Origin of the sequence: Leifsonia sp. McL0618, from assembly GCF_049994905.1 — a bacterium.
Classification (GTDB): Bacteria; Actinomycetota; Actinomycetes; order Actinomycetales; family Microbacteriaceae; genus Diaminobutyricibacter.
In genome coordinates this window covers 2,057,019-2,083,303 of the sequence record NZ_CP188258.1, presented here as the reverse complement: position 1 = coordinate 2,083,303, position 26,285 = coordinate 2,057,019, and the positions used below count along the sequence as shown (strand labels likewise).

The following is a 26,285-nucleotide window of genomic DNA, read 5'->3' as shown; positions in this document are numbered from 1 at the left end:
GCTCAGCCGACCACGGTCTCCGCAGCATCCGCCGGGATGCTCGCCCGGGAGAGACGCTTGCGGAAGATCCAGTACGTCCAGCCCTGGTAGAGCACAACGAGCGGCAGGAAGATCAGGGCCGTCCAGCTCATCACGGTCAGGGTGTACGTCGTGCTCGATGCGTTCGCGATCGTCAGGCTGTTGGCGGGATCGGTCGCCGGCATGACGTTCGGGAAGAGGTTGGCGAACAGCGAGACCACGGCGAATGCGATCGTCAGGGCCATGAACAGGAACGACCAGCCCTCGGCGCCCCGCCGGTTCGCCAGCCAGGCGACGATCAGGCTCACCGCTGCCAGCAGAGTGAGGATGACGAACGCCACGCTGAAGTGTGCGATGCCGGTCCACAGGAGGAAGGCGGCAGCGACCACGATCGTGAGGATGCCCGAACGGGACGCGAGCCGCTGTGCACGGTGGCGGATGTCGCCCTCTGTCTTGAGCGAGACGAACACCACGCCGTGGGTGAAGAAGAGCAGAAGGGTGGTCAGCCCGCCGAGCAGCGCGTAGGGATTGAGCAGGTCGAAAAGCGTTCCCGTGTAGTCGTGATGTGCATCGAGAGCAACTCCCTGGACGATGTTGGCGAAAGCGACCCCCCACAGGAGTGCGGGAACAACGGAACCGACGATGATCATCCCGTCGAACCAGGCCTTCCAGCGCGAATCCGGTCGCTGGTGCCGGTACTCGAACGACACACCGCGCACGATCAGTGCGAGCAGAATCAGGAGGAGGGCGAGGTAGAACCCGCTGAAAAGGGTGGCGTACCACTCGGGGAAGGCGGCGAAGAGGCAGGCGCCCGCGACGATCAGCCACGTCTCGTTGAGATCCCACACGGGACCGATGGTGTTGATCATCACCCGGCGGTCGACGTCGTCCTTGCCGAGAAAAGGCAATGCCATACCGACGCCGAAATCGAAGCCGTCGAGAACGAAGTAGCCGACGAAGAGACCGGCGACGATCCAGAACCAGAGAATTGTCAGATCCATCACGTGCTCCTAGTAGACCGTCGTCAGCGGGGCGACTTCGCCCGACTCGTCCTGGTGGTCCTCGACAGGGTCGGGACCCTTCTGCGCCGCACGTTTGACGAGGCGGAACTCGACGACCGCGAGGATGCCGTAGATGAGCGTGAACGCGATCAGCGAGATGAGCACGGTCAGGCCGGTGACGCCCGGCGAGACCCCGTTGGAGGTCTTCATCAGACTGAAGACGATCCACGGTTGTCGGCCCATCTCGGTGAAGATCCAGCCCATGATCATGGCACCCAGCGAGAGCGGGAACGCCCAGATCGCGACCTTCCAGACCCACCGTTGCTTCGGGAGACGGCCCTTGCGGGTGACCCAGAGCCCGACGACCGCGACCAGGACGTGCAGAGCGCCGAGGCCGATCATCCACCGGAACGCCCAGTACGTGACCCAGATGACCGGGGTGTAGTCACCGGGTCCGTAGAGCTGCACGTACTGCGCCTGCAATTGGTTGATGCCCTCGACGGTGCCGTCCAGCGAGTGGGTCGACAGCAATGACAACAGGTACGGGATTCGGATGGAGAAGAGTTCGTGCACGCCGTCCGGTGTGCCCCACGTGAAGATCGAGAACGACGCGTCGGCTCCGGTGGCGGTGTGGTAAAGCGCTTCTGCCGCCGCCATCTTCATGGGCTGCGTCTCCACCATCACCAGTCCGAGCTGGTCGCCGGTGATGACCGTCAGCACGCCGGCGACGACCATGGTCCAGAGGCCGAACTTCAGCGCCGGCCGCATCGTGTCGAGATTGCGCCCCCGCGACAGGTGCCAGGCCGCGATGGTGATCACGAGGCCGGCAGCGACCATGAAGCACGCGACGAGCGTGTGCGGGAACGCGGCGAGGGCGACCTTGTTCGTCAGAAGCGCCCAGATGTCGGTGAGTTCGGCCCGTCCACGCGCGTCGTTGAGGGTGAAGCCGACCGGCCACTGCATGAAGGCGTTCGCCGCAATGATGAAATAGGCCGAGAGGATCGTGCCGACGGCCGTCGCCCAGATCGTTGCGAGGTGGACTCCGCGCGGCAGCCTGCTCCACCCGAAGATCCACAATCCGATGAAGGTCGCTTCGAGGAAGAACGCCGCCAGGCCTTCGAGTGCGAGAGGGGCTCCGAAGACGTCTCCGACGAAACGGGAGTAGTCCGACCAGTTCATTCCGAACTGGAACTCCTGGACGATGCCTGTGACGACACCCATCGCGAAGTTGATCAGGAAGATCTTCCCGAAGAAGTGCGTCAGCTGCAGGTAATGCACCTTGCCGGTGCGGAACCACGCCGTCTGGAAGATCGCCACCGTCGATGCCATGCCGATCGTGATCGGCACGAACAGGAAATGGTAGATGGTGGTCAGTCCGAACTGCCAGCGAGCCAGCAGAAGGGCGTCCAGTGCATCGTTCACGCGGTACTCCTCAGGAACACAGCCGAACCTCGGCCGCATCATCGACAGAGCTTCCGGGCAGGATGGTCATTCCTGTGGAGGCGGACGCTCGTGGCGTCCGCAACCAACCTACCAACGGGCCCGCCGCCGGGCCCAATCCGATGCCGGGCGTCGCGTTGCCAGTAGCATCAGGTCCATGCCGAAGAAGGGCTCGTACGCCAAGGGACTCGCCAAGCGCGAAGAGATCCTGACGACCGCACTCGAGGTGTTCGCCGAGCGCGGCTACCGCCGAGCGTCGCTGAGGGAGATCGCCGAGGCGGTCGGCCTGAGCCAGGCCGGTCTGCTCCACCACTTCAGCTCGAAGGAGGAACTCTTCGCTGAAGTCCTCCGCAAGCGCGACGAGGCGGACATGAGCGCCGTCACCGACCAGGCCGACCCGTTCCAGGGGATGGTCGACGCGATGCGGCACAACGCGGAGGTGCCGGGGCTCGTACACCTGTATGCGACGATTTCGGCCGAGGCCGCCGATGAGAGCCATCCGGGCCACGACTATTTCGTCGGGCGCTACCGGTTCTTCATCGACCAGCTCGCGCAGTACATTGCTGCGGCCCAACGCTCGGGTGAACTCGACCCTGGGCTGGACGCCCGTGAAGTCGCACGGCTGACGATCGCCGTCGCAGACGGCATGCAGGTGCAGTGGATGCTCGACGACACAGCCGACATGGCCGCCGCGCTCGAATACTTCTGGTCCCTGATCGGCAGGATCCGCCCGATCGCGGCGGATCCCGCCTGACAGGGAGCCTGACATCAGGAAGGGCGGCGACCCGGATGAACCGGATCGCCGCCCTTCGTCGGTCGCTCGTCAGCCGAGATTGTGGTCGGAGAGCCACTTCTTGGCAGCGTCAGCAGGCGAAACCTTCTGGGCACCCTGGTTCTCGCTGTTCAGCTCGATCAGGTCGGCGGTGGTCAGCGCCGCGGACACCTTGTTCAGGACGTCCTTGACCGTGCTGGTCACCTTCTTCGAGTTGATCAGCGGGAGCACGTTCTGGGCGAGGATCATGTGCTTCGGGTCCTCCAGCGTCACGAAGCCGTTGTCCTTGATGGCTGGTGTCGTCGTGTAGATGTCGGCAAGCTGTACCGCGCCGCTCTTCAGCGCATCGACCGTGGCCGGACCGCCGCTGTCGTTGATCGGCTTCAATGCAGCCGTCACGCCGTACTGGCTCTTGAGCCCGGGAATCCCGTAAGGCCGGGTAGCGAACTCAGGGTTCGCGGCGACCGTGAGCGCGACCTTCGCGGCAGCGAGGTCGGCCAGGGATTTCACGTTGTACTTCTCGGAGAACGCCTTGGTGACGTTGTACGAGTCGGCGTCCTGCGCCTGCGACTGGTCGAGCACCTCGAACCCGGCCGGCAGCGCCGTCTTGAGGGCCGCGTAGACGTCGTCGCTGGACTGCGCCTTGGCCGTCTTGTCGTAGAACTGGAGCAGGTTCCCGCTGTACTCGGGTATCAGGTCGATCGACCCGTCCTTGAGAGCGGCGAGATAGACGTCGCGCTGGCCGATGCTGAGGTTGCGGGTGACCTTGACCCCCTTCGCTTCGAGCGCCTGAGCGTAGATCTCTGCGACGATCTGGGATTCGCCGAACGCAGCAGACCCGACCGTGATGGTTCCGGCGGAGCTCGAGGAGGTGCTGCCGCTGTCAAGCGCATTGCCGGACGAGCACGCGCTGAGGGCGAGCAGGGCCCCCGCGGCGAGCACGCCTGCGGCGATGCGGCCTCTTCTTGATGCAAACATGATTCTTCCTTTTCTCTTTCTCTACTCGGTGGTGCTTTCCTGAATGGGCACACCTACCACCGCGCGAGGACGTGAGGTCTTCACACGGACATCTGTGACGCGGGACACGATGACCCCGCGAGGTACCACCAGTCGCTGGATGATCGCGAAGACACCGTCGGTCACCAGCGCGAGGGCGACGACCAGAATCGACCCCGCAAGCATCTCGTCGTAGGCGCGAATCGATAATCCGTCGATCAGGTACCGGCCGAGGCCGCCGACGGGCAGGAACGCTGCAACCGTCCACGTGGCGATGACCTGAAGCATCGCGGACCGGAGCCCGCCGATCAGCAGCGGGAGCGCGAGCGGGAGTTCGACTTTGCGGAGCACCTGGAGCTCGGTCATCCCCATTGCACGCGCGGCATCGACGGTGCCCTTGTCCACCGCATCGACGCCGGCGTACGCCCCGGCGAGCACCGGTGGGATCGCGAGGATGGTGAGGGCGATCAGGGGCGACGTGATGTCGAGTCCACCGAGTTCGAGTGCGAGGAAGACGACGAGACCGAGCGTGGGAATCGCCCGGAGCGCGCCCGAGATCGAAACGGCGATCCCCCGGCCGCGACCGGTGTGCCCGATCGCGAGTCCGATCGGGATGGCGATCACGGCAGCGATCAGGAGAGTCAGTCCGGAGTACCAGATGTGTTCCCACATCCGTGTCGGGATCCCGTCGGGTCCGACCCAGTGGGCGGGGTCCCCGAGCCACGCAAACGCCGCGACGAAGTTGATCATGCCTCTGTCACCGCCCGCAGCTGCTCCCGACGAACGGACCGCCTGCTGCGCCGGTCGACCCGGGTCCACGGCATCAGGAGGCGACCAAGCAGCAGGAGGATGCCGTCGAACGCGAACGCGATCGCCATCACACACAGGATGCCGACGACGACTTCTTCGGGGAAGGAGCGCTGGTAGCCGTCGATGAACAGGTTTCCGAGGTTGTTGACCCCGATCAGCGACCCGACGCTCACCAGGCTGACGGTGCTCACCGCGACCACGCGCAAGCCTGCCAGGAGCACAGGACCGGCCAGCGGAAGCTCTACGGACCAGAATCGACGCCAGCTCGAGAAGCCGACCGCGGTGGCGGACTGCAGGACGTCACCGGAGACGGAACCGAGCGCATCCGCCGTCGTTCTCACCATCAGCGCCAGCGCATAGATCGTGAGAGCGACGATCACGTTCACCGGGTTGAGGATCTTCGTGCCGATCAGCGACGGCATCGCGATGAACAGCGGGAGGGAGGGGATCGTGTAGAGGATGCCGCCGATCGTGAGGAGCGTTCCGCGCGACGCGTGGTAACGGTTGGCCACCCACCCGATGGGCAGTGAGATCACGAAGCCGAAGACGATCGGGGGGATGCTCAGACCGATGTGGGCGACGGTGAGCTGCCAGACCTGGCCGTAGTCGATGAGGCCGAAATTCGACCACAGCCAGCTCACGGCGCTTCCTCACCCTGCGCCGGAGCACCCGCGCCCATGAGGGTCGCGGCCTTTGCTTCGTGGGTGGATGCGCCGGAGAGCACACCAGCGGTGCGTCCGTCGCTGTCGACCAGGACCTCACCGGTCGACGTCTGTTCGATGTGGAGGGCGCGCTTGCCCTTTTCGGCGCCGACGAACGTCGCGACGAAGTCGTCTGCGGGATCGCTGAGGATCTCGGCGGGTGTGCCTTTCTGTGCCACGATTCCGCCCGTGCGGAAGATCACCACCTGCTCGCCGAGGAGGAACGCCTCGTCGATGTCGTGGGTGACGAAGACGACCGTCTTGTCGAGTTCACGCTGCAGATGGAGGAGCTCCTGCTGCAGGTCGTCGCGCACGATAGGGTCGACCGCCCCGAACGGCTCGTCCATGAGCAGGATGTTCGGGTCGACGGCGAGACCGCGCGCCACCCCGACGCGTTGCTGCTGGCCGCCGGAGAGCTGGCTCGGGTATTTGTCGGCGAGGGAACGATCCAGTCCCACCGTGTCCATGAGCTCCAGCGCATTCTCGCGGGCCACACGCTTCTTCACCCCGCGCAGAAGAGGCACGGTGGCGATGTTGTCCACCACCTTGCGATGCGGCAGCAGGCCGGAGTTCTGCATGACGTAGCCGATGCTGCGACGCAGGTGCACGGGCGCGAGCGTCGAGATGTCTTCGCCGTCGATCTCGATGGTGCCGCTCGTCGGGTCGACCATGCGGTTGATCATTCGCAGGATGGTCGTCTTGCCGCTACCTGAGGATCCGACCAGGACGGTGATCTTGCGCGACGGGATAACGAGCGAGAAGTCGCGGACCGCGACCGTTCCGTCGGGGAACTGCTTCGTTACCGATCGGAACTCGATCATCTGTGTGGCTCATTCCTCGAGAAAGGCTTCGGATCAACACGTGCCAGATGATCAACCCAAACACCATTCGGGGCTTTTGGCAAAAACCGATTGCATTTTGTGAAGCTGATCTCCAGCAAAAGCAACGCTTCCGCAGACCACCGACATTCCCGTCGGTCGGGAATCCGCACAGCTCGACCGACCGGCGGCGTGCCGGTCGGGAACGGTTCAGTTCGTCGCGTCCTCGCCGTACCGCTTGGCGAGATATTCGCGGATGACCTCGCGCGCCTCCTCGATGAACGCCTCATCTCCGTGTGGATCGATGAGGAACGCGCGTGTGATGAGCGAGTCGGCGATCTCGACCGCGACCTCCAGCCGGAAGTTCAGCTGGTCGCCGGCCGGGAGGCCGAACTCCTCGGCGAGGATGCTGGCGAAGCGGTGCGCGAAGAAGTCGTCGCCGAATCCAGCCTCTCCCGAGGCCGGCTGGCGCTGGGCATCGGTGAAGCGGATGATGCGGAATCCCGGCTCCGAGCGGAACATCTCGACGAACGCGTCGATGGCGCACTCCATGGCATCCCACCAGTGGTCCGGCGTCGCCTTGTGGATCGACTCGACCACAGCACTGCGGTAACGCTGCAGCGCTCGATCGCGGAGCGCCTGCAGGAGCACGATGCGGTCCGGGAAATACCGGTACACGGTTCCGATGGATGCGTCCGCCCGCTCGGCGACCATCGCGGTCGTGAGGCGGTCGAAACCGATCTCGTCCACAACGTCGGCGGCGGCGTCGAGCAGCGCGTCGATTCGCGCAGCACTGCGCTCCTGGATCGGCTCGGTACGAACGAGAGGTATTCCCGACTGGCTCTGGCCAGTGACGAGATCATTGATGGGCACTAGGGCTACTCCTTCTTTCCTGCATGTCCACAATACGGCGCTGCGGGTCCCCAGCCCTGCGGCGAGTCGACCGCCGCGTTGTTTGGATCATAAACCGGGAATCCCTCATTTTTGCTGTAAACCGTGTGGCGCGTCGCAGGAAACGCTCAGGCTGGGCGTCACCTCGCGCGCGTCAGGAGTCCGGAACGACAAGCCGTTCATGAGAAACTGGCAGATATGGCCCGTCCACCCGAGAAGCGCGTCGCGAGCGTCGAGCCCATCATGCATCGCGCAGCGCGCATCGAGGACGCCTTCCACGACTTCCGTGCGAAGCGCGCCCGCCGGCGGGGTTTCCTCTCCACAGTGGTCCCATACACCGGTTACGGCGCACCGACCTGGGCGCGCATCCTCGGGCGTGTCGTCCTGGCTCGCGATCCCCGGTCCGGCAGCAGGGCCGAACGCGCGAATCGCAGGCGTGAGGAGAGCATCCGTGGCTGGCGTTCGTTCGTCAGCGTGCCCGCGAACGATGTGACGGTCACGATCGAGATCGAAGGGATGACCCACGAGGTGCGCCCCGACCGGGGTGGCGTCATCGACACGGTGATCCCGGTACAGCTCGCACCCGGATGGCACACGGTGCGCATGTACACAGCAGATTCGAAGGATGCCGTCGAGTCCCCGGTGTTCATCGTCGACCCGTCGGCCACGTTCGGCGTGATCTCCGATATCGACGACACCGTCATGGTCACCGCTCTCCCGCGCCCGTTACTCGCATTCTGGAACACCTTCGTGCTCGACGAGCACGCGCGAGTGCCGACCCCGGGAATGGCCGTGCTGCTCGAACGGCTGGCCGCGACGCATCCGGGCACTCCCGTCATCTATCTGTCGACCGGCGCCTGGAACGTCGCACCGACGATCAAACGATTCCTTTCGCGCAACCTCTTCCCCGCCGGCGCGCTCCTGCTCACCGACTGGGGTCCGACGCATGATCGCTGGTTCCGCAGCGGGCGGGAGCACAAGGAATCCAGCCTGGTGCGGCTCGCCAGCGAATTCCCCGGCCTGCGCTGGCTCCTCGTCGGCGACGACGGACAGCACGATGAGATCATCTACGGCGAATTCACCACGAAGCATCCCGAAAGCGTCTCCGCTGTCGCCATCCGCCAGCTCTCCACCGGTGAGGCCGTGCTCGCCGGCGGTCGCTCGAAGGCCGAGAAGCATTCGGAGACGAGCGGGGTGCCGTGGGTCTACTCCCCCGACGGTGCCGGCCTCAGCGACCAGCTCAGCGAACTCGGCATCCTGACCTGACGCCCGTGTCGGAGGCAGCCGCGATACTGGTGGCATGCCGACGCACGCCAAGTACGCCGACCTCTACCGGTTCCGCCAGGCCGCCCACGCGCTGACCGCGCCACTCGTGTCGCCGCTCGCCGTCGCCGAGCGCATGCTCGCCGTGCAGGCACAGGACTTCGCGGCCGCATGCTGGGCGCTGGGGGTGAGGGCGCCCGGTGCGACGCACGCAGACGTCATCTCCGCACTGGAACGCGGCGAGATCGTGCGGTCCTGGCCGATGCGCGGAACGCTGCATTTCGTTCCGGCGCGCGAGCTCGGGTGGATGCTCCGGGTCACGACACCGCGCATGATCGCGGGCCTCGCTCTGCGGCACCGCCAGCTCGAACTCGAGGAGCACGATTTCGCCCGCGCACGCGATCTCGTCGTCGAGGCGCTTGCGGGCGGCAGGTCGCTCGGTCGCCCCGAGTTGATGGAACTGTGGGAGCGGAACGGCATCCGTACCGCCGGCCAGCGCGGCTACCACCTCATCTACTACCTGGCCCAGACGGGTGTGCTCTGCTGGGGCCCGCCCCACCGTACGCAGCAGTCCCTGGTGCTCCTCGACGAGTGGGCGCCGGACCAGCGACCCCTCGACGGCGACGAGGCACTCGCCGAGTTCCTCCTTCGGTACCTCGCCGGTCACGGGCCTGCGACGCTCAAGGACTACGTCTGGTGGTCCAAGGGGACGATGGCGGGCGCAAAGGCAGGGCTCACGCTCATCCGCGACCGTCTCACCTCGTTCGATCTCGACGGAGTGACGTACTGGATGACCGCTGAACTGGCCGACGCCGCCCCAGCCCGCGCTCCGCGCTCCCGGTCGGTGCACGTGCTTCCCGGCTTCGATGAGTACCTGCTCGGCTATCAGGACCGCACTCCGGTCCTCGCCCCCGAGTTCGCCGATCGCATCGTTCCCGGCGCCAACGGCATCTTCAAGCCCCTCGTCGTCTCGAAGGGCAGGGTCGCCGGCACCTGGCGGCGCACGGCGAACGGGTCGCGGGTGGCCGTCGAAGCGGAGCCCTTCGTGCCCTTCACCCCGGCCGAGCAGGCAGGCTTCGCGACGGGCGTGCGCGCCTACGGCCGGTTCCTGGGTCTGCACGGCGAGGTCGCCTGACGCCGTAGCCTTGAGTCGTGCGAATGCCAACGAGCCTGCGAGCATCGACACGCGTCCCGCTCCTCCAGGTGGCGAAGACGGCGATCGCAATGATTCTCGCGTGGGTCATCGCCGGCACCTTCCTCCCCACCCAGCTGCCGATCTTCGCGGCGATTGCAGCGCTCCTGGTCGTCCAACCCAGTGTCAACCAGTCGGTGGGCCGCGCGATCGAGCGGAGCATCGGGGTCATCGTTGGCGTCGGGATCGCCTACGCGATCGGAATCGTATTCGGCACGTCGAGCTGGATCGTGCTTCTCACCGTCGTCGTGGCGATCTTTCTCTCCTGGGCCCTCAAGCTCACCCCGGGCACGGCGAACCAGGTTCCGATCACCGCAATGCTCGTGCTCGCGATCGGCGCAGCCTCGCCGAACTACGCGTTCGCACGCATCGTCGAGACGGTGATCGGTGCCGTCATCGGGGTCATCGTGAACATTGCCATCGTCCCCCCTGTGCTGATCGGCCCGGCCCGCACGTCGGTCAACGCGCTCGGCAACGAGGCTGCCGCAACACTCGACCGCCTCGCCGCGGCGCTGACCGTGCCCCAGACCCAGGCACAGCTCGACGAGCTTCTCATCACGGCGCGCCTCCTGCGGCCCATGCAGGCGAAGACCGACGCAGCCCTGACACAGGCGCGCGAGAGCCTCACCCTGAATCCGCGCCAGTCCCGTCACCGAAAGGATCTCGACGCCGTCGACGAATTCTTCAGGCGCCTCGGGCCCGTGATCACGCGCGTGCTCGGCATGACACGCGCTTTCCACGACCGCTACGACGACAGCATCTCCCGGGAGCCGACGGTGCAGGCCATCGCAGACGAGCTGACCCGCGCATCCCATGATCTTCGGCTGCTGGCGCGCGAGCCCGACGCTCCGCCGTCGGAGCCCGACGCCGTGACGGCGGGGGTACCGGTGCTGACGGCTCCGCTGTCGGTCGTGGCGCCGAATTCGCGGCACTGGGTCCTGATCGGGTCGCTGGTCGAAGATCTGCGCCGCATCCACGACGAGATCACCGGAGACGACGCTCCCTGAAAACAGCTCAGGGGCCCCGAAAGTGCGGGACCCCTGAGAACATCGATTGTAGTGCGAGCGGACTAGTCCTGAGCGAGTACAGCCTGCAGCTCGAGCGTGATGGTGACCTTGTCACCGAGCAGCATGCCGCCCGTCTCGAGCGCTGCGTTGTAGGTCAGCCCGAAGTCCTCGCGGTTGATCTCGGTCTTCGCGGTAGCGCCGGCCTTGAAGTTGCCGTACGGGTCCTGGCCGAAGCCGCCGAAGTCGAAGTCGAACGTGACCGGCTTCGTGACACCTTTGATGGTGAGGTCGCCGTCGACGAGGAAGTCGCCGCCCTCGACGCGGACACCGGTCGAGACGAAGTCGATGGTCGGGTGCTCATCGGCGAGGAAGAAGTCGCCGGTGCGGAGGTGCGCGTCACGGTTCTTGTCCTTGGTGTTGACCGAGGCGACCTCGGCCTTGGCCGTCACGGACGACTCGAGCGGGTTCTCGGCGGTCACGAAGGTCGCATCGAAGTTCTCGAAGACACCCTTCACCTTGCTGATCATGAGGTGACGGATGCTGAAGCCGACCTCACTGTGAGAGGGGTCGATGGTCCAGGTGCCGGCCTTGTATCCGGGAATCGTGACGTTTTCAGACATAGTTTCTCCATTGTTCGACTCAGTGGGAGTTGTGGGGCGTCGCCGCCGATACATGTAAACGCATGGATCCGGGAGTTATTCCGGATCGCCGAAATTGTTTCGATCAGTCATTGCCGACGGCGAGCGAGCGCCTCAGCGTGAGCAGTTTCAGCGCATCCTCGTCGATCTGCGCCAGGCCGATCCGGCCCGCGTTCACCGCCGCGACGACCGCGTCGATGATGTGACCCGGGTCGACGCCGTCCTGCGACGGACTCGCCCCCAGCACGAAGAGCAGCATCGTGTTGCCCGCCGCCAGCGCACGGACCGCGTTCTCGCCCGGATCGCGGTACTGAGGTACGCCCGAGTCCTGCAGCATCCTCAGGTCGTCGGTGATGGTGACGCCGTCGAAACCGATCTCGTCGGCGAGAATGCGGTGCCACACGGCGGAAAGCGAGGCGGGCGCGCTGTCCACTGCGCTGTAGACGAGATGGCCGAACATCACGACATCCGCCCCGCTTCGCACACCGGCCTCGAAAGGCGGCTCGTCACGTTGCCGCCACTGCGCCAGCGACACCGGCGTCGTCGGGATGGAGAGGTGCGAGTCCGCCTCGACCTCGCCATGCCCGGGGAAGTGCTTGAGGGTCGAGAGAACCACCCCTTTCTGGCCCGCGACCGATGCTGCGACCCGGCTGGCGGCATCCGCCGGCGTCGTGCCGAGCACACGGTCGAAGATGAACGAATTCGGATCGGCGGTCACGTCGGCGATCGTTCCGAAGTTCAGGGCGATGCCGCCCGCTTTGAGAAGCGCCGCGCGACTCGCGAAGGCGGCCCGCGTCGCATCCGGAGTCTGCTCCTTCAGCTCCTCCGCCCCCGGCGCCCCGTCTTCGGGAAGCCGCTTGACGATGCCGCCCTCCTCGTCGGTCGCTGTGAGCACGGGAAGTCCGGGGTCGGAACTGATCTCGGCCGTCTCCGCCCGGAGCGTGTCCAGTCCCGGTGGGATGTTGTCCCCCATCAGGATCAGGCCGCCGAGCCCGTAGTTGCCGACGAAGGCACGGAGCGCCGCTCCGTCGACGCCCGGCCGGTGCAGCATGAGAAGGCTCGCGACCTTCTGCCTCAGCGTCATCGACGCGAGGCGGGCCTCGGCATATTCCGCGATCGGGTCGGGGGCCGCTCTCTGAGCCGTCGGCGAGGGTGAAGGGCGCGACGGGATGCCGGCTCCGCCCGATGCACAGCCTGCGAGCATGAGCGCGACGACTGCGAGGACGACCGCGCCGCGCTGTGCGCGACCACGTCTCCCCCGGTAGGTCGGATGCGCTACCACTGTCCGATGGGCTGTCACCTTCCGATGGTACGGGCGCAACCCGAACGCACCCTGCGGATCACCCCTTGACGGCGCCTCCGAGACCGGCGCTGCGCAGGAACAGCCCCTGGAACACGAGGAAGAGCGCGATCGGGATCAGCGTCGAGATCGCGAGGGCAGCCAGAAAGACGTCCAGCTCGATCGCCGACTGCAGCAGCGGCAGCCGGACGGAGAGCGGCTGCAGGCCAGGATCTCGCAGCACCAGCGACGGCCAGAGATAGTCCTTCCAGGCGGCGATGATCGCGAAGACCGAGACGACGCCCAGAATGGGCTTCGACATCGGCAGCACGATCGACCAGAACAGGCGGAAGGGACCAGCGCCGTCGGTGCGGGCGGCCTCGAAGACTTCGCGCGGGAGTGCGTCGAAGAACCGTTTCACGAGCACGACATTGAAGGCGTTCGCACCGGCCGGGAGCCAGACCGCCCAGAAGGAGTTGATCAGCGACGTACCGATGAGCGGCGGGTTCAGGATCGTCAGGTAGAGCGGGACCAGCAGCACGACGGCCGGGACGAACAGGGTGCCCAGCACCAGTCCGTACAGCACATTGCCGTATTTCGGTCGCAGCACGCTGAGTGCATAGCCCGCTGTCGTCGCGACCACGATCTGGCAGAACCAGGAGCCGGCCGCGACCCAGATCGTGTTCATGAACTGCACATCGATATGCACCGTCGACCACGCCGTCGACAGATTCGCCCAGTCGACCCCGTGCGGGAAGAGGGCCATCGGCGTCTGGAGCGTGTCGATCGTCGGGGTGATCGCCGACTTCGCCAGCCAGAGCAGCGGGCCGAGGCCCACGAGGATCAGCACGATGAGGAGCACGATGTGCAGGGTGCGGTTCGTCCACCGGATGTTCCGGCGCCGCCAGTCGGACGGTGAGAGGATGCTCCGGTCCGTGCTCTCGGGCGACGGCTTGTCGCGTCGCCTCCGCCGTGGTCGTTTGGGCGAGCCGCCCGCGACACCGGAATTCTCGATCTCGTCGGTCAGGACGTTCATGACCTCGGGCGTGTAATCGGTCGAGGTGGTCAATTCTGGCTCCAGGACTTGGTGAGGCGGAAGTAAACGAGCGAGAGCACGGCGAGGAACACCGCGAGCATCAGGCTGAGCGCCGTTGCTTCGCCGTACGCGCCCCCGAGGCTGTTCTGGAACGCGTAACGATAGATCAGCAGCAGCACGGTCACGGTCGAATTGACCGGGCCGCCCCCGGTGAAGAGGTACGGCTCGAGAAACACCTGCGCCGTGCCGATGATCTGGAGGATCAGGGTGATCAGGAGGATGCCGCGCAGCTGCGGCAGCGTCACGTGCCAGATCTTCTTCCAAATGCTCGCCCCGTCGACTTCGGCCGCGTCGTAGAGCTCGGGCGCGACCCCGGTCAGGGCCGCAAGGTAGATGATGATCGTTCCGCCGGCCGCAGCCCACGTGGCCTCCACCACGAGTGAGGGCATGGCCTGCGTCGCGCTCTGGATCCATGGCTGGGGCGGAATGCCCACCCAGCCGATGATCGTGTTGAAGACGCCCGTCGGACGTGCATCGTAGAAGAACTTCCACAGCAACACTGCGACGACCGGGGGTACGACGACCGGCAGGTACGCGAGCGCGCTGTACAGGCCTTTCGCCCGCTTCACCTCGCTCATCAGCACCGCTGCGATAAGGGGAACCGGATATCCGAGCACGAGCGCGAGGAGGGCGAACCACGCGGTGTTGCCTACGGACGTCCAGAACAGGGGATCGTTCACCACCTGGACGAAGTTGTCCCAGCCGACCCACGTCGGCGTCGACACGAGGTTCGTGTGCTGGAAGCTCATGACGACCGCCCGCACGATCGGGTACCACGAGAAGACACCGAAGATGAGGAGCATCGGCGCGAGGAAGACGAGGCTGCTGAGGCCCCCTCCACGGATCCAGGTTGCAGGGGTACGTCTGACGACTCTGCGCGAGGTCGTTCTCGGCCGGTCGATGGCTGTCATGGGTCTGCCTTTTCTTTTCGGTGCTGGGGTTCGCCGAAAGCGGCTGAAGGCTGGCGGGGCGCCGGGCGCCCCGCCAGCCTCACAGCGGCTGGTTACTTGTCTGCGTCGACCAGCGCCTGGATGTTGGTGTCCACGGTGCTGAGGAGCTTGTCGATGTTTGCGTTCTTGTCGGTCAGGACAGCCTGAACCACCGAGTCGAGCGCTCCGTAGAGCTCCTGCGTGTGCTTGTTCGGCTCCGGAACCAGGTTCGCGTCGAAGATCTTGTCGGTGAACGGCGCCGTGTTCTCGAGCGGGATGTTCACTTCGTCCTTGATCCAGGACAGCGTCTGGTCATACGTGGCCTTGTCGAAGACCGGGAGGGTCGGAACGCCGACCGGCTGGTTCGACGCGGCGAGCGTCTTCGCGTCGGCGACGGCCTGGTTCTGGTCGAGCAGCTTCTGCATGTAGTAGAAGTCGATCCACTTGACTGCGGCCTTGCGCTGGGCATCCGACGACTTCGGGCTCACGGCTGCGACGTTTCCACCGACGAGCACGCCGGCGTCACTCGAGTTCGCGATCGGCAGCATGGCCAGCCCGTAGTTCTTCGGGTCGAACTTGTTCTGCTGCACCAGCGAGGTGAGCACGTCCGAACCGCTCGGGTACATGGCCACCTGGCCGGAACCGAACGCCTGGTTCATGCCGCTCCAGTCGAACAGGAAGTTGCTTCCGAGCGAGTTGTCGGTCCAGCGCATGTCATGCAGGTACTGGAGGGCTTCCTTGGTGACGGGGTTGTCGGCGGTGACTTTCGTCTTGCCGTTCGAGACCGTCTCCATGCGTCCACCGCGCGCATACGTGGTGGTGGTGAGGATCCAGCCGCCGGTGTTGCTCTGCGTCATCTGCATGTAGCCGGCGACGCCGGGGAGCTTCTGCGAGATGGTCTTCGCGTCGGCGCGCACCTCGTCCCACGTTGTCGGCGGCTTGTTCGGGTCGAGCCCGGCCTTCTGGAAGAGCTCGCGGTTGTACGACAGCCCCATCGCGTACGGTCCGTACGGGATGCCGTAGATCTTGTCGCCGCTCTTGGCGACCGCGAGGATGTTCTCGTTGAACTTGTTCGCGTACGGCAGCTGGCTGACCTCGGCTGTGATGTCGGCGAGCTGACCGGCCTGGAGCAGCGATTGCGAGTCCGTGAACGGCACATTGAACACGTCGGGCAGGGTTCCGCCCGCGAGCTGCGTGGCGAACGTCGGTCCCGTCCACTGGTATTCCTCGGACTTGATCACGATGTCAGGGTTCGCCTTCTCGAACGCCTTGACGCGGTCGTCGAACGCCTTGAATGCCGACTTGTCGCTGCCGGGGATCAGGCTGGCGACAGTGATGTGGGTCTTGCCGTCGGCGCTGTCCCCACTGCCCGAGCTCGAGCAGCCGGCCAACAGACCGACGCCTGCGAGCGTGATCGCCGCGACTGCGGCGACCGTTCTTGGTGACCTCATTGTCAGTTCCTTTCGGAGTGTGTTTGTTGTTTCTGTGGGTTTGTCATTGCGGGTGGTGCGTTGTGCGTCGTGGTGGGGTTCCGCGACGCTCTCCGGCGGCTAGTGCTGTGTTCGTAGCCACGCCGTGGAGTCCGGGGGCAGAAGTCCGTATTCGAGTGGACTGCTGCAGAGCAGGATGGCCGTGTGCTCAGGGAGCGCTATCGGCGCATCCGAGAGATTGGTGACGTTGACGAAGTGCTCGCCACGGGCGAAGACGAGCACATCGTCCGGTCCGTCACGCCAGTCGAGCGGTCCGTCGCCGAGGCCGTCGTTCTTGCGTCGGATGCGCAGCGCCTGCCGGTAGAGCCAGAGCATCGATGAGGGATTGCTCTGTTCCGCTTCCACGGTCAGGTGCGCCCACGATTCGGGCTGGGGCAGCCACGGCTCGTCGGATGCGCCGGCCGGGCTGAACCCGAATGGCGGTCGGATGCCGCGCCAGGGAAGCGGCACACGGCATCCGTCCCGCCCGGGGTCGATTCCGCCCGACCGGAAATGCATCGGGTCTTCGAGCCGGCCGGCAGGGATGTCCTCGACCTCGGGAAGGCCGAGCTCGTCGCCCTGGTAGATGTAGAGCGAGCCGGGGAGTGCCGCGGTGAGTAGCGCAGCAGCCCGGGCACGGCGCTCGCCGAGGGCCAGATCGGTCGGCGTCCCGACCCTTTTCTTCACGAACGCGAACGATGAGTCTTCACGGCCGTACCGGGTGACGGGCCGGGTCACGTCGTGGTTCGAGAGCACCCAGGTCGACGGTGCGTTCACCGGCGCATGCGCGGCGAGCGTCTGGTCGATGGACGACCGCAGCTCCCGCGCGTTCCAGGGGCGGGCGAGAAAGTCGAAATTGAAGGCGGTGTGGAGCTCGTCGGGCCGCAGGTACATGGCGAACCGGTCGATGTCGGGGAGCCAGATCTCGCCGACCAGCACGCGTGTCCCCGGGTAGGAGTCGGCGATCGCCCGCCACCCGCGGTAGATGTCGTGCAGTTCGTCGCGATCCTGGTTGGGATGCTCGCCGGGCCCCGGATGCTCCGGCACCTCGGGCAGGTCCGCGTCCTTGACCAGCAGGGCCGCCGAATCGATGCGCACGCCGGCCACGCCGCGGTCGAACCAGAACTTCAGGATCGCCTCGTGCTCCGCTCTCACGTCGGGGTGGTTCCAGTTCAGGTCGGGCTGCTGCGGCGTGAACAGGTGCAGGTACCACTCGCCCGGCGTGCCGTCGCGGTCTGTGGTGCGCGTCCAGGTCTCGCCCGAGAAGTTCGACACCCAGTGGGTCGGCATCTCGTCGCCGTCAGGTCCGGTGCCCGGTCGGAACCAGAACCGCTCGCGTTCTGGCGACCCCGGGGCGGCGGCCAGCGCCTGCTGGAACCACGGGTGCTGGTCCGAGATGTGGTTGGGCACCACGTCGATGATCGTACGGATGCCGAACTGCAGCGCCTCGTGGATCAGCGCTTCTGCTTCGGCCAGCTTTCCGAATGCCGGGTTGATCGTGCGGTAGTCCGCGACGTCGTAGCCGCCATCGGCGAGAGGCGACTCGTACCAGGGCGTGAACCAGATCGCATCGACGCCGAGGTCCCGGAGGTAGCCGAGGTGTTTGCGCACACCGGCCAGGTCGCCGATCCCGTCGCCGTTGCCGTCGGCGAAGCTGCGGATGTAGATCTGGTAGATGACGGCACTCCGCCACCAGAGCGGATCGTTCTGCGGCGGCGCGGCGGCCCGCGCGACGGCCGTCTCAGCGGCGCCAGCGGACGCCGGTGATTCTGGCTGGGCGGCGAGCACGGGAAAATCCACTCGGAGTCCTTCTCAATCGGGCGACTCCCGGCCTTCGCGGTGCGGGGCGGGTCGACGGGTTCGTTCGGGGCGTTGGCGACCGCGTCGAACCTCTCGGCGCCTTCGTCGAACGCAAACGTAGCGTTATCGACAGATTGATGCAAGAACTAAACAGAACGTAAGTTATTTGCGTACTTTTGCGTTGCGTTGCGTGGAAATCAGCGCCTCGCGACCGGTCCGGTCGAGCCGCGCACGACCAGTTCCGGCTCGAAGAACAGTTCGTCCGAGATCGCAGAATCGCTCGAGATCTGACGCAGCAGGAGCTCGATCACGGTTCGCCCCATCGGCTCGATGGGCTGGCGCACAGTAGTCAGCGGAGGCTCGGTGCAGTTCATCAGCGCCGAGTCGTCGTAGCCGATCACCGAGATATCCCCCGGCACCGACAGCCCCGCTCGCCGCACCGCGCGAATCGCGCCGAGGGCCATGGGGTCGCTCGCACACACGATCGCCGTGACGCCGGCGGCGAGCAGCCGTGTCGCCGCCGCCTGCCCGGCCTCCAGCGAATAGAGGGAGTGCACGACCAGGTCATCGCGGAATGGCAGACCCCAGGACGCCACCACCCGCTTCGCGGCCGCGAGCTTGCGCTGCGAGGGGACGTGGTCCCGCGGCCCCAGCAGCAGGCCGATGTGCTCGTGGCCCAGCTGCCGCAGGTGGTTCAGCGCCTGTTCCGTGGCGACGGAGTCGTCGCAGGAGACCGTCGCGAAGTCCAGGTCATCCACCGGCGCGTTGACCAGAACGGTCGGAAGATTGAGGTCGGTGAGCCGCGCGTAGTGGTCGTGCGACGCATCCTGCTGCGCGTAGGCGCCCCCGACGAACACCACCCCGGAGACCTGCTGCTGGAGAAGGAGCTCGACGTAGTCGGACTCGGAGATACCGCCGGCGGTCTGGGTGCAGAGCACCGGCGTGTAACCGTTCTGCGCGAGTGCGCCGCCGATCACTTCGGCGAAAGCGGGAAAGATCGGGTTCTGCAGTTCCGGCAGCACGAGCCCGACGAGTCGCGCCCGCTCGCCGCGCAGCTTGCTGGGCCGCTCATAGCCGAGCACGTCCAGGGCCGTCAGTACCGCCTGCCTGGTCGCGTCGGAGACACCGGGCTTCTCATTGAGGACGCGACTCACGGTCGCTTCACTGACACCGACTTTTCGGGCCACTTCGGCCAAACGCTTCGACATGTCCCGATCATACGCAATTCGTTGCAAGATCACGCAAATTGTTTACATTGTGCGCGTCCTCGTGCCGTGGCAGCCGCCCCTCCTAGCATGTGACCATGCCCAAACCGGTCCGATCCCTGCTGCTTGCCAGCCATCCGGGACCCACCGCGGTGGTCACACTGGTCGCCGGCGTGCTCGGCTTCGGCCTGTCCTACGCTCCGGCCCGGCTCATCTTGCTGATGGCGGCGGTGCTCGCCGGTCAGCTCTCCATCGGGTGGTCGAACGACTGGATCGACGCCGGCCGCGACGCGGCGGTCCACCGGCCGGACAAGCCCGCGGCGCGCGGGGCGGTCCCTGTCGGGGCCGTACGCGCTGCCGCTTTCGTCGCGGCTGCGGTCATGGTCGTGCTGTCGCTCCTGCTCGGACCGCTGGCGGCGATCACGCACATCGTCGCGGTTGCGATGGGATGGGCATACAACCTGGGGCTCAAGAACACGCCCGTCTCGGTCCTCCCCTATGCCGTGAGCTTCGGGCTGCTCCCCGCGGTGGCGACCCTCGGGCAGCCGGTACCTCAGTTCCCCGCTCCCTGGGTGATCGTCGTCGGAGCACTGCTCGGCATCGCCGCACACTTCACGAACGTGCTGCCCGACCTAGCCGACGACCGCGACACCGGGGTCCGGGGGCTCCCCCATCGACTCGGCGCACGCACCTCCGGGTACGTCGCTTTCGCCTGCGTTGCCGCCGCGACGATCATCCTGACGTACGGCCCTGGCCCCGATCCGGGTCCGGCGCTGCTGGCCGGACTCGTCATCGGGCTGGTGATTGCGGCGATCGGCATCGTTCTTGTGGCGCGCACCAACACGACGCGTGTGCTCATGCGGCTGATCATGGCGTGCGCGCTCATCGACGTCGTGATGCTCGCGCTTGCCGGCCAGTCGACTGCACTCTGAAGCGTCCGATCCCCCAAGTTCCCAGCGAACGCAGGGGCGACACGAAACACCCGGGCAGCGCACGTTCAGCGGCTTTCGAGCGTACTCTGGTGTGGCCATGGCAACCGATCGACCAGCTGAGTCGGAACGCGCCCAACAGACAGGCACGCGCTCCGCAACGGTCACGCGTGCCGCGTGGATCTCGATCCTCTGTCTGACCGGCGCATTCCATCTCTTCCGCGGAGCACCGCTCGATGCACTGATCTTCTTCGGTGGAGCACTCGTGCTGACGGCGGACGCGCTGGGCTGGCTGGGTTTCGTGCCGCTGAACCGCGAGCGGCGCATCCGCCGTGTCCTGATCGCGGTGCTGATGGCCGTGGCCCTCCTGGTTCTCGCCCTCGCCCCGCTCTATGGCGGCGTCGAGACGGTCGCCCTCGTCGCGATCGGCATCGCTCTCATGCCGGTCGTCTGGTCGCAGCCCGGCAACCCGGCTCCGAGGGCGCGACCGGATGCGGTTCGGAGGTCGGCAGTCGCGTGGTCCGTCGTCGCTGTGGCGGGGCTCGCCTGGGAAGTCGGCGCGTACTTCATGGCCAGGCCGTCGCCCGCAGCCGAATATGCCTTCCCGCCGCTTTCGGACCTTGTCGACCCGTTTATCGCCTCCCCGATTGGCAGGGCCGTTCTCATCGCGCTCTGGCTTCTCGGCGGTTACGCGCTCATCCGGAGAGGGAGGTCGACATGACGAGGATCGTCACCATTGCCGGATTCATCGCCTGCGGCGTGGCCATGCTCGTGCTGGCGCTGACGTCGCGCCGGGAAGGCTCGCGGATGGCCAGCTTCGGCGAGCTCCTCGACGGGGTCATGCAGGACCGGGCAGCGCGCGTGACGATCGTCCTCTTCTGGTGGTGGATCGGCTGGCACTTCCTTGCGACGCCGCCACTGGCCGCCTGAGCGACAGGAACGGCACGCTTCAGCCGTTGCCCTTCGTGCAGGTCTGCTCGGCGGCGGTCTGACCGGAGATCGAATCCGGGAGGACGACCGGAGCGGGTCCCGATGGAGTCGGGGTGGGCGCCGGTGTCGGTGCGGGTGTCGGCGTCGCTCCCGGGGTCACGGGAGCGACGGTCTGGGCGGGGGTCGGCGTCGGGGTCGGCGTATTCGGGTTGAGCTCCGCCGCGCGACCGGTCGTTCCGGTCAGCTGCACCGGCTGGTCGTTGACGAGGGCGCCGTCGAGGACCTGGGCAGCTGAGTCCTGAGGGATCACACGGTTCACGTTGTCAGGATCCGTGATGACGGGGTATTGGATGAACGTCATCTTGTCGAGGCCTGTGTCCTTGATCGCGAGTGCGATCTGCACCATCGTGGTCGGGTTCGTCAGGGTGTCGGAGAGCGTCATGTTGGACGCCGCGGCCTTGGCCAGAGGATAGAGCTGGAACGGGTTGGCCAGCACGCCTCCGGAGACGATCTTGCGCGCGAGTGCAGACAGGAAGACCTGCTGGTTGCTGATGCGCCCGAGGTCGCTCCCGTCTCCGACGCCGTGCCGGCTGCGCAGGAACGACAGGGCCTCCGCACCGACGATGGTCTGCTGGCCCGCTGCGAGGTCGAGTGCCGGATTGGTGTACTTGTCGACGACCGGGGACGCCAGGCAGACCGTGACGCCGCCCACGGCGTTCGACATCGCGCTGACGCCGTCGAAGCTGATCTCCGCTGCAAACGGGATGGTCACGCCTGTGAGCTTCTCGATGGTGAGCACCACGCAGGACAGTCCGCCGCGTGAGAGCGTCGAGTTCATCATCCCTTTGTCGACCGAGTCGTACGAGCCGCCGTTCTGCGACGGGCATTGAGGGATGGGGATCATCATGTCGCGGGGAAAACTGACGACGGTGACGCTCTGGTGGTTCTGCGCGATGTGAAGAAGCATGGTCACATCGTTGTTTCCGGCTCCAGAGCTTCCGTTGAGCTCATCGGCGGAATTGAATGCTCCGCCCTGGCCGGTGCGCGTGTCGGTTCCGGTGAGCAGCAGGTTCACGCCGCCGTCGATGGCACCGACGCTCGGGATGGGCACGGCCGTCTTGCCCGGCGGCAGGGCGAGATGCACGCCCGGCTTGATCGTGCGGGCGACATCCCAGGCCGCGATGGCTGCGAGGGATCCCCCGCTGACGATCAGCACTCCGAGCGTCGCCACAAGGATCTTCGCGATGGTCGCAATGGGCCGGCGCTTGTGCAGGCGGCCGTGACGGATCGACGGGGGTCCGCTGGATCGCCTCCGCCGAACGGGCGCGCCGTCACTCATCTCTGGATTCCTTGCGTGGCTCTGAAGCGCCGAATCTGCGGCGCATGTGTCATGAAGACATCGCCAGCACTATATTCGATCGGGGCCATGTATTGACTGTAAACACCCGGCCGAAACCCATCCGGTAATCGCAGACTTTCCCGAGATCACTCAGAAAGCCCGGTCAGACTGATTTTACCCCCGCGATCGCCTCGTCGACCGTCGCATACGCGGGCGGGAGTCCCTCGCCGGCCTTCGCGAGGATGTCGCGCACCTGCCCGACGTCCCTCGCCAGCGCGACGTCGGGGCTCAGGCGACCGGGCGGGTGAAGAGGAAGGTCATGTCACGGCTGGTTTCGAAGCCCAGTTTGCGGTAGAGACCGATGGCTCCGTCGTTGCCTTTCTCGACGTGAAGGAACGCTCGCCTGCCTTCCTGGTGGATGCCCTGGACGACCGCGCGCACGAGACGGGCGCCCATGCCCCGGCCACGATAGCCCTCATCCGTGCAGACGGCGCTGACCTCGATCCACCCGTCGGGGCGCATGCGGCGGCCGGCCATGGCGACAAGTCGTCCTGCGTCCCGGATGCCGACATAACCGCCCAGTCGCACCGTTCCGCTCAAGAAGGGGCCGGGCCTGGTGCGTTCCGCCAGCGCAAGCATCTCAACGGCATCAGCCTCACCGAGCGCAACGATGTCGTCGGTTAGCCCGCCTTCAACGCCCGACTCGACGAACTGCATACCTTCGATGACCCGGAGCGCTTCCCAGCCCTCGGGCAGACGGATGCTCGTGCCGACGACGACGACTCCGTCCTCGGGCCCGAGAAGCGCGGCCAGGTCGGCCCACGCCTCGGCAGGGGGTTCGCTCGGCATCCCGCCGAAGACCGAGACCTCCGGGTCGTAGATGCGGGCGTGGCCGTGTACGCGCGCCAGCGACGTGTGGTCTCCGTTCAGCGCCGACCACACCGGGTTGGCGAGTACGTCCGTTTCGTCGTGCTCGGCGGTCACGGGCATGGCTCGAGGTGGAAGACCGTGGTCGCGGCAACGGTCACTCGCGTCGTCACGCGGCCTCCCTTGCGGTCATTCAACAATGCTGGCTCAGGGTATTGCATCAGCGGGTGACGGGACAATGTGCCATTCGGGACACCGATGAGCGTGATAGCCTCGTCGCGTTGGGAACGTTACCAATGCGTCTATCAGGGAAGATGTGATGGCTCAGATCAATCGGATTCTCGTGGCGAACCACACTCACCACGACATCGGCTTCAACGACTACCAGGACGTCGCCTTCCGTCAGCACGGCGAATTCGTCCGGGATGCCCTCGATCTCATCGAGGCGACGGCGTCACGCGAGCCGGCAAGCCAGTACCGCTGGGTGTGCGAGGTCACGGGTCCGCTTGTCCGGTATCTCAAGGAGGCCGGGCCGTCCGAGGTGGCACGCTTTCGCTACTGGCAGGAGCGCGGCGCGATCGACGTCGCAGCGATGCAGTACAACCTGACACCGCTGCTGTCGCCGGAGCAGATGCGATGCAGCCTCTATCCGGTACGGGTGCTGCGCGAAGAGATGGGCATCGACGTGCAGACCGCCATGCAGGACGACGTGAACGGAGTGAGCTGGATCTTCGCGGATCTCCTGCCATCGATCGGCATCGACTTTCTCACCATGGCGATCAACCAGTCGCGAGGCCGAGCCCCGCGACCGTTCCCTGGCGCCTTCTGGTGGGAGGGACCCGCGGGCAACAAGCTGCTCACCTGGAACGGGTTCCACTACCTCTTCGGCCGCAGCCAGGCCAAGCTCGGTGACTGGCGGTTCGTCGACGAGTCACTCCCCTCCTATCTCGACGCGCTCAACAACTCCGAATCGTTCCCGTACGACTTTCTGTACGTCGAATCCACGCATCCGATGCGCGTCGACAATGGGCCCCCCGACGTTCGCATGGCCGACTTCGTGCAGGAGTGGAATGATCGCGGACGGGAACCACGAATCGAGTTCAGCACGCCGCGCCTGTTCCGCGAGGAGCTGGCCGCGTTCGGCACCGACGAGCTCCCGACGATCCGTGGCGACTGGACCGACTGGTGGGCTGATGGAGCCGGCTCGAGCGCGTACGAGACCGGAGTCAATCGTGCGACGCACGAAGTACTCGCTACGGCCGAGGTCCTGGCCGCGTGGCTCGTCGCCAGCGGAAAGTCCCCCCAGTTCGGCAAGGATTTCGTCGAAAAGACCTACGAGGCGATGACCTTGTTCGACGAGCACACGTGGGGTGGATTCTCGAGCATCGATGCACCCGAATCGCTGTTCACCCGGGCGCAGTGGAACCGCAAGGCGAGCTTCGCCTACCAATCGGCGATGGACTCGCACGACATGCTCACCCGTTCGGCACGGCAGCTCGCCGACGCGCACGCAGACCGCGCCGTCGAGGGACGATTCGACCTCGGCGATCTGGGAAGCGACCGCGCCTACCCGACCGAGGACGAGAGCGAGCTGCTGGTTCTCAATCCCCTGCCGTTCAAACGCACGGTCAACGTCGAAGTACCCGAATTCCGCGCGGGGGGCGCTCCTGCCGGGATGCTGGAGAGCTTCTTCCCGAGGAACGTCCCGTGGGGTGGTCCGCCGGCGAGCGAAGTCGCAACCGTTCGCGTCACCGTTCCCGGATACGGCTACGCGTTCATCCATCCCTCGAAGGTTGCTGAGGCGGGCGATCTGGTCGCTGCCGGCTCCGTGATCGAGAACGCGTTCTACCGGGTGGAAGTCGATTCGCGCACGGGACGGATCTCGAGCTGGTTCGACAAGCAGCTCGAGCATGACTTCGCGGACACCTCCGACCTGGGCGGATTCGGAACCTACCTGCATGAGACGGTCGACAGTCCCGACGGCCGCGATGCTCTCTTCGTGAACGATTTCAGCGACTGGGACTTCGGGCATTGGGTGACGAACCCGCCGTTCGACAGGGAACCGGCCTCGACCGTCGAGTGCTCGCCCGCGCGGATCGAGGCGGGCAGCGCCATCATCGAGGTCTCGATCACCGGTCGCGGCCTACGACGGGCCACCTGCCGCATCAGCCTGCCGACGGAGACCCGGACGCTGCATGTCGACTGGCTCCTGGACAAAGAGCCGCAGACCGAACCCGAGTCGGTGTACATCCTCTTTCCCGTGAACCTCGAGGGACACGAGTACGTCGTCGATCTCAACGGAACGCCTGTGAGGCCCAACCAGGACCAGGTGCCGGGATCGGTCTTCGACTGGTACCCGACGCGTCGCTGGACGGACGTGAGCGACGGCACGCGTGGGGTGACCGTCGCATCCCTTGATGCACCGCTTGTGCAGCTCGGCGGCATCACGACGAACGCGGTCGGAGACAGCGTCGAGCCGGATCGCCCGGCGCTGGTGTCGTGGGCGCTGAACAACCACTGGATGGTGAACTTCAAGGCAAGCCAGGAAGGTCAGATCCCGCTCCGGTACCGTTTCACGACACACGACGGGAGGTGTGACTACGCCGATGCCAACAGGTTCGCACTCGAGGAATTCGTGACACCGGTGGTCCTGCGGGACTACAAGCCGACGGGCGCCGGGACCGGAACGCTCTTCGACATGCCGGATCTGCATGGGATCGAAGCGCACCTGAAGGTTGCCTCGTTCGGTGACGGACTGATCCTTCGCCTCAGGAACATCACCGGGGCGGGGAGATAGGGATACCGCTGGGGCCGCTGCGGTCGCACGGGACGCTTGCTGTCGTGGACGTGCTCGAGCAGCCCTTGGCCGCGGGCGACCTGGATGTGCCGCGCGAA

At 65.9% G+C, this 26,285-nt stretch carries 24 protein-coding genes; 8 read left to right on the top strand and 16 right to left on the bottom strand.

Annotation, left to right across the window (positions count from 1 at the left end; genetic code table 11):
• Nucleotides 1-2: 2 nt before the first annotated feature.
• Entirely contained in the window at nt 3-1,019 is a 1,017-nt protein-coding gene (cydB, locus tag ACPPVQ_RS10000; protein ID WP_426521112.1) for a cytochrome d ubiquinol oxidase subunit II, read from the bottom strand.
• Nucleotides 1,020-1,028: 9 nt separating this feature from the next.
• Nucleotides 1,029-2,441 (bottom strand): cytochrome ubiquinol oxidase subunit I, encoded by a 1,413-nt coding sequence (locus tag ACPPVQ_RS09995; RefSeq protein ID WP_426521111.1) that lies wholly within the window; start codon nt 2,439-2,441, stop codon nt 1,029-1,031.
• Nucleotides 2,442-2,616: 175 nt separating this feature from the next.
• Here ACPPVQ_RS09995 and ACPPVQ_RS09990 point away from each other — a divergent pair, with 175 nt between their 5' ends.
• The gene (locus ACPPVQ_RS09990) at nt 2,617-3,213 is read left to right on the top strand and encodes a TetR family transcriptional regulator (protein WP_426521110.1); all 597 of its coding nucleotides are present in this window, start codon (nt 2,617-2,619) and stop codon (nt 3,211-3,213) included.
• A 69-nt stretch (nt 3,214-3,282) separates the two neighbouring features.
• Here the strand turns inward: ACPPVQ_RS09990 and ACPPVQ_RS09985 are convergent, their stop codons facing one another.
• The 5 genes from ACPPVQ_RS09985 to ACPPVQ_RS09965 form a co-directional block, all read right to left on the bottom strand.
• Nucleotides 3,283-4,209, bottom strand: coding sequence for an ABC transporter substrate-binding protein (locus ACPPVQ_RS09985; RefSeq protein ID WP_426521108.1), 927 nt, complete (start codon nt 4,207-4,209; stop codon nt 3,283-3,285).
• Nucleotides 4,210-4,230: 21 nt separating this feature from the next.
• Nucleotides 4,231-4,977: an ABC transporter permease gene (locus tag ACPPVQ_RS09980; RefSeq protein WP_426521106.1), complete on the bottom strand. Its 747-nt coding sequence runs from the start codon at nt 4,975-4,977 to the stop codon at nt 4,231-4,233.
• Nucleotides 4,974-5,678, bottom strand: coding sequence for an ABC transporter permease (locus tag ACPPVQ_RS09975; RefSeq protein ID WP_426521104.1), 705 nt, complete (start codon nt 5,676-5,678; stop codon nt 4,974-4,976). Before ACPPVQ_RS09975 ends, ACPPVQ_RS09980 begins: the two co-directional genes overlap by 4 nt.
• Nucleotides 5,675-6,559 carry an ABC transporter ATP-binding protein gene (locus ACPPVQ_RS09970; RefSeq protein ID WP_426521102.1) on the bottom strand — a complete coding sequence of 295 codons (885 nt, stop codon included), beginning with the start codon at nt 6,557-6,559 and terminating at the stop codon, nt 5,675-5,677. The genes ACPPVQ_RS09975 and ACPPVQ_RS09970 overlap by 4 nt, the downstream gene beginning before the upstream one ends.
• 207 nt (nt 6,560-6,766) lie before the next feature.
• A complete protein-coding gene (locus tag ACPPVQ_RS09965) occupies nt 6,767-7,429 on the bottom strand; it encodes a TetR family transcriptional regulator (RefSeq protein WP_426521100.1) in 663 nt (220 codons plus the stop codon).
• Nucleotides 7,430-7,645: 216 nt separating this feature from the next.
• Between ACPPVQ_RS09965 and ACPPVQ_RS09960 the strand changes: the two genes are divergently transcribed.
• From ACPPVQ_RS09960 to ACPPVQ_RS09950, 3 genes are read left to right on the top strand one after another with little or no spacing between them, the layout of a single operon-like run.
• Nucleotides 7,646-8,713, top strand: coding sequence for an App1 family protein (locus tag ACPPVQ_RS09960; RefSeq protein ID WP_426521098.1), 1,068 nt, complete (start codon nt 7,646-7,648; stop codon nt 8,711-8,713).
• A 34-nt stretch (nt 8,714-8,747) separates the two neighbouring features.
• Nucleotides 8,748-9,845: a winged helix DNA-binding domain-containing protein gene (locus ACPPVQ_RS09955; RefSeq protein WP_426521096.1), complete on the top strand. Its 1,098-nt coding sequence runs from the start codon at nt 8,748-8,750 to the stop codon at nt 9,843-9,845.
• A 17-nt stretch (nt 9,846-9,862) separates the two neighbouring features.
• Nucleotides 9,863-10,909 carry an FUSC family protein gene (locus ACPPVQ_RS09950; protein WP_426521094.1) on the top strand — a complete coding sequence of 349 codons (1,047 nt, stop codon included), beginning with the start codon at nt 9,863-9,865 and terminating at the stop codon, nt 10,907-10,909.
• 62 nt (nt 10,910-10,971) lie between these two features.
• On the opposite strand, the gene ACPPVQ_RS09945 is transcribed toward ACPPVQ_RS09950, so the two are convergent.
• The 7 genes from ACPPVQ_RS09945 to ACPPVQ_RS09915 form a co-directional block, all read right to left on the bottom strand.
• A complete protein-coding gene (locus ACPPVQ_RS09945) occupies nt 10,972-11,529 on the bottom strand; it encodes a YceI family protein (RefSeq protein WP_426521092.1) in 558 nt (185 codons plus the stop codon).
• Nucleotides 11,530-11,632: 103 nt separating this feature from the next.
• The gene (locus ACPPVQ_RS09940; protein WP_426521090.1) at nt 11,633-12,847 is read right to left on the bottom strand and encodes a glycoside hydrolase family 3 N-terminal domain-containing protein; all 1,215 of its coding nucleotides are present in this window, start codon (nt 12,845-12,847) and stop codon (nt 11,633-11,635) included.
• 40 nt (nt 12,848-12,887) lie between these two features.
• A complete protein-coding gene (locus ACPPVQ_RS09935; RefSeq protein WP_426521213.1) occupies nt 12,888-13,862 on the bottom strand; it encodes a carbohydrate ABC transporter permease in 975 nt (324 codons plus the stop codon).
• Between the two features lie 29 nt (nt 13,863-13,891).
• Nucleotides 13,892-14,833, bottom strand: a complete 942-nt coding sequence (locus tag ACPPVQ_RS09930; RefSeq protein WP_426521088.1) for a carbohydrate ABC transporter permease — start codon at nt 14,831-14,833, stop codon at nt 13,892-13,894.
• Between the two features lie 92 nt (nt 14,834-14,925).
• Nucleotides 14,926-16,302: an extracellular solute-binding protein gene (locus ACPPVQ_RS09925; RefSeq protein ID WP_426521086.1), complete on the bottom strand. Its 1,377-nt coding sequence runs from the start codon at nt 16,300-16,302 to the stop codon at nt 14,926-14,928.
• Nucleotides 16,303-16,401: 99 nt separating this feature from the next.
• Nucleotides 16,402-18,120 (bottom strand): glycoside hydrolase family 13 protein, encoded by a 1,719-nt coding sequence (locus tag ACPPVQ_RS09920; RefSeq protein ID WP_426521084.1) that lies wholly within the window; start codon nt 18,118-18,120, stop codon nt 16,402-16,404.
• 197 nt (nt 18,121-18,317) lie between these two features.
• Nucleotides 18,318-19,328, bottom strand: coding sequence for a LacI family DNA-binding transcriptional regulator (locus ACPPVQ_RS09915; RefSeq protein ID WP_426521082.1), 1,011 nt, complete (start codon nt 19,326-19,328; stop codon nt 18,318-18,320).
• Between the two features lie 95 nt (nt 19,329-19,423).
• Between ACPPVQ_RS09915 and ACPPVQ_RS09910 the strand changes: the two genes are divergently transcribed.
• The 3 genes from ACPPVQ_RS09910 to ACPPVQ_RS09900 all read left to right on the top strand — a co-directional run bounded on the left by ACPPVQ_RS09910 (nt 19,424) and on the right by ACPPVQ_RS09900 (nt 21,184).
• Nucleotides 19,424-20,257: a UbiA family prenyltransferase gene (locus tag ACPPVQ_RS09910; RefSeq protein WP_426521080.1), complete on the top strand. Its 834-nt coding sequence runs from the start codon at nt 19,424-19,426 to the stop codon at nt 20,255-20,257.
• A gap of 97 nt (nt 20,258-20,354) precedes the next feature.
• A complete protein-coding gene (locus tag ACPPVQ_RS09905) occupies nt 20,355-20,975 on the top strand; it encodes a hypothetical protein (protein ID WP_426521078.1) in 621 nt (206 codons plus the stop codon).
• Nucleotides 20,972-21,184: a DUF6186 family protein gene (locus tag ACPPVQ_RS09900; protein WP_426521076.1), complete on the top strand. Its 213-nt coding sequence runs from the start codon at nt 20,972-20,974 to the stop codon at nt 21,182-21,184. Before ACPPVQ_RS09905 ends, ACPPVQ_RS09900 begins: the two co-directional genes overlap by 4 nt.
• A 19-nt stretch (nt 21,185-21,203) precedes the next feature.
• Here the strand turns inward: ACPPVQ_RS09900 and ACPPVQ_RS09895 are convergent, their stop codons facing one another.
• Together ACPPVQ_RS09895 and ACPPVQ_RS09890 are read right to left on the bottom strand one after the other, a co-directional pair.
• Complete coding sequence (locus tag ACPPVQ_RS09895; protein WP_426521074.1) at nt 21,204-22,523, bottom strand: LCP family protein; 1,320 nt, start codon at nt 22,521-22,523, stop codon at nt 21,204-21,206.
• Nucleotides 22,524-22,811: 288 nt separating this feature from the next.
• Nucleotides 22,812-23,513 (bottom strand): GNAT family N-acetyltransferase, encoded by a 702-nt coding sequence (locus tag ACPPVQ_RS09890; protein ID WP_426521072.1) that lies wholly within the window; start codon nt 23,511-23,513, stop codon nt 22,812-22,814.
• 196 nt (nt 23,514-23,709) lie between these two features.
• Here ACPPVQ_RS09890 and ACPPVQ_RS09885 point away from each other — a divergent pair, with 196 nt between their 5' ends.
• Nucleotides 23,710-26,187, top strand: a complete 2,478-nt coding sequence (locus ACPPVQ_RS09885) for a glycoside hydrolase family 38 C-terminal domain-containing protein (RefSeq protein WP_426521070.1) — start codon at nt 23,710-23,712, stop codon at nt 26,185-26,187.
• Nucleotides 26,188-26,285 lie beyond the last annotated feature (98 nt).

Excerpts from the sequence above, each read along its gene's own strand:
- cydB (WP_426521112.1), bottom strand. The coding sequence starts at position 1,019 with ATGGATCTGACAATTCTCTGGTTCTGGATCGTCGCCGGTCTCTTCGTC.
- ACPPVQ_RS09990 (WP_426521110.1), top strand. The coding sequence starts at position 2,617 with ATGCCGAAGAAGGGCTCGTACGCCAAGGGACTCGCCAAGCGCGAAGAG.
- ACPPVQ_RS09985 (WP_426521108.1), bottom strand. The coding sequence starts at position 4,209 with ATGTTTGCATCAAGAAGAGGCCGCATCGCCGCAGGCGTGCTCGCCGCG.
- ACPPVQ_RS09980 (WP_426521106.1), bottom strand. The coding sequence starts at position 4,977 with ATGATCAACTTCGTCGCGGCGTTTGCGTGGCTCGGGGACCCCGCCCAC.
- ACPPVQ_RS09970 (WP_426521102.1), bottom strand. The coding sequence starts at position 6,559 with ATGATCGAGTTCCGATCGGTAACGAAGCAGTTCCCCGACGGAACGGTC.
- ACPPVQ_RS09960 (WP_426521098.1), top strand. The coding sequence starts at position 7,646 with ATGGCCCGTCCACCCGAGAAGCGCGTCGCGAGCGTCGAGCCCATCATG.
- ACPPVQ_RS09955 (WP_426521096.1), top strand. The coding sequence starts at position 8,748 with ATGCCGACGCACGCCAAGTACGCCGACCTCTACCGGTTCCGCCAGGCC.
- ACPPVQ_RS09945 (WP_426521092.1), bottom strand. The coding sequence starts at position 11,529 with ATGTCTGAAAACGTCACGATTCCCGGATACAAGGCCGGCACCTGGACC.
- ACPPVQ_RS09935 (WP_426521213.1), bottom strand. The coding sequence starts at position 13,862 with ATGAACGTCCTGACCGACGAGATCGAGAATTCCGGTGTCGCGGGCGGC.
- ACPPVQ_RS09930 (WP_426521088.1), bottom strand. The coding sequence starts at position 14,833 with ATGACAGCCATCGACCGGCCGAGAACGACCTCGCGCAGAGTCGTCAGA.
- ACPPVQ_RS09925 (WP_426521086.1), bottom strand. The coding sequence starts at position 16,302 with ATGAGGTCACCAAGAACGGTCGCCGCAGTCGCGGCGATCACGCTCGCA.
- ACPPVQ_RS09915 (WP_426521082.1), bottom strand. The coding sequence starts at position 19,328 with ATGTCGAAGCGTTTGGCCGAAGTGGCCCGAAAAGTCGGTGTCAGTGAA.
- ACPPVQ_RS09910 (WP_426521080.1), top strand. The coding sequence starts at position 19,424 with ATGCCCAAACCGGTCCGATCCCTGCTGCTTGCCAGCCATCCGGGACCC.
- ACPPVQ_RS09905 (WP_426521078.1), top strand. The coding sequence starts at position 20,355 with ATGGCAACCGATCGACCAGCTGAGTCGGAACGCGCCCAACAGACAGGC.
- ACPPVQ_RS09900 (WP_426521076.1), top strand. The coding sequence starts at position 20,972 with ATGACGAGGATCGTCACCATTGCCGGATTCATCGCCTGCGGCGTGGCC.
- ACPPVQ_RS09895 (WP_426521074.1), bottom strand. The coding sequence starts at position 22,523 with ATGAGTGACGGCGCGCCCGTTCGGCGGAGGCGATCCAGCGGACCCCCG.
- ACPPVQ_RS09890 (WP_426521072.1), bottom strand. The coding sequence starts at position 23,513 with ATGCCCGTGACCGCCGAGCACGACGAAACGGACGTACTCGCCAACCCG.
- ACPPVQ_RS09885 (WP_426521070.1), top strand. The coding sequence starts at position 23,710 with ATGGCTCAGATCAATCGGATTCTCGTGGCGAACCACACTCACCACGAC.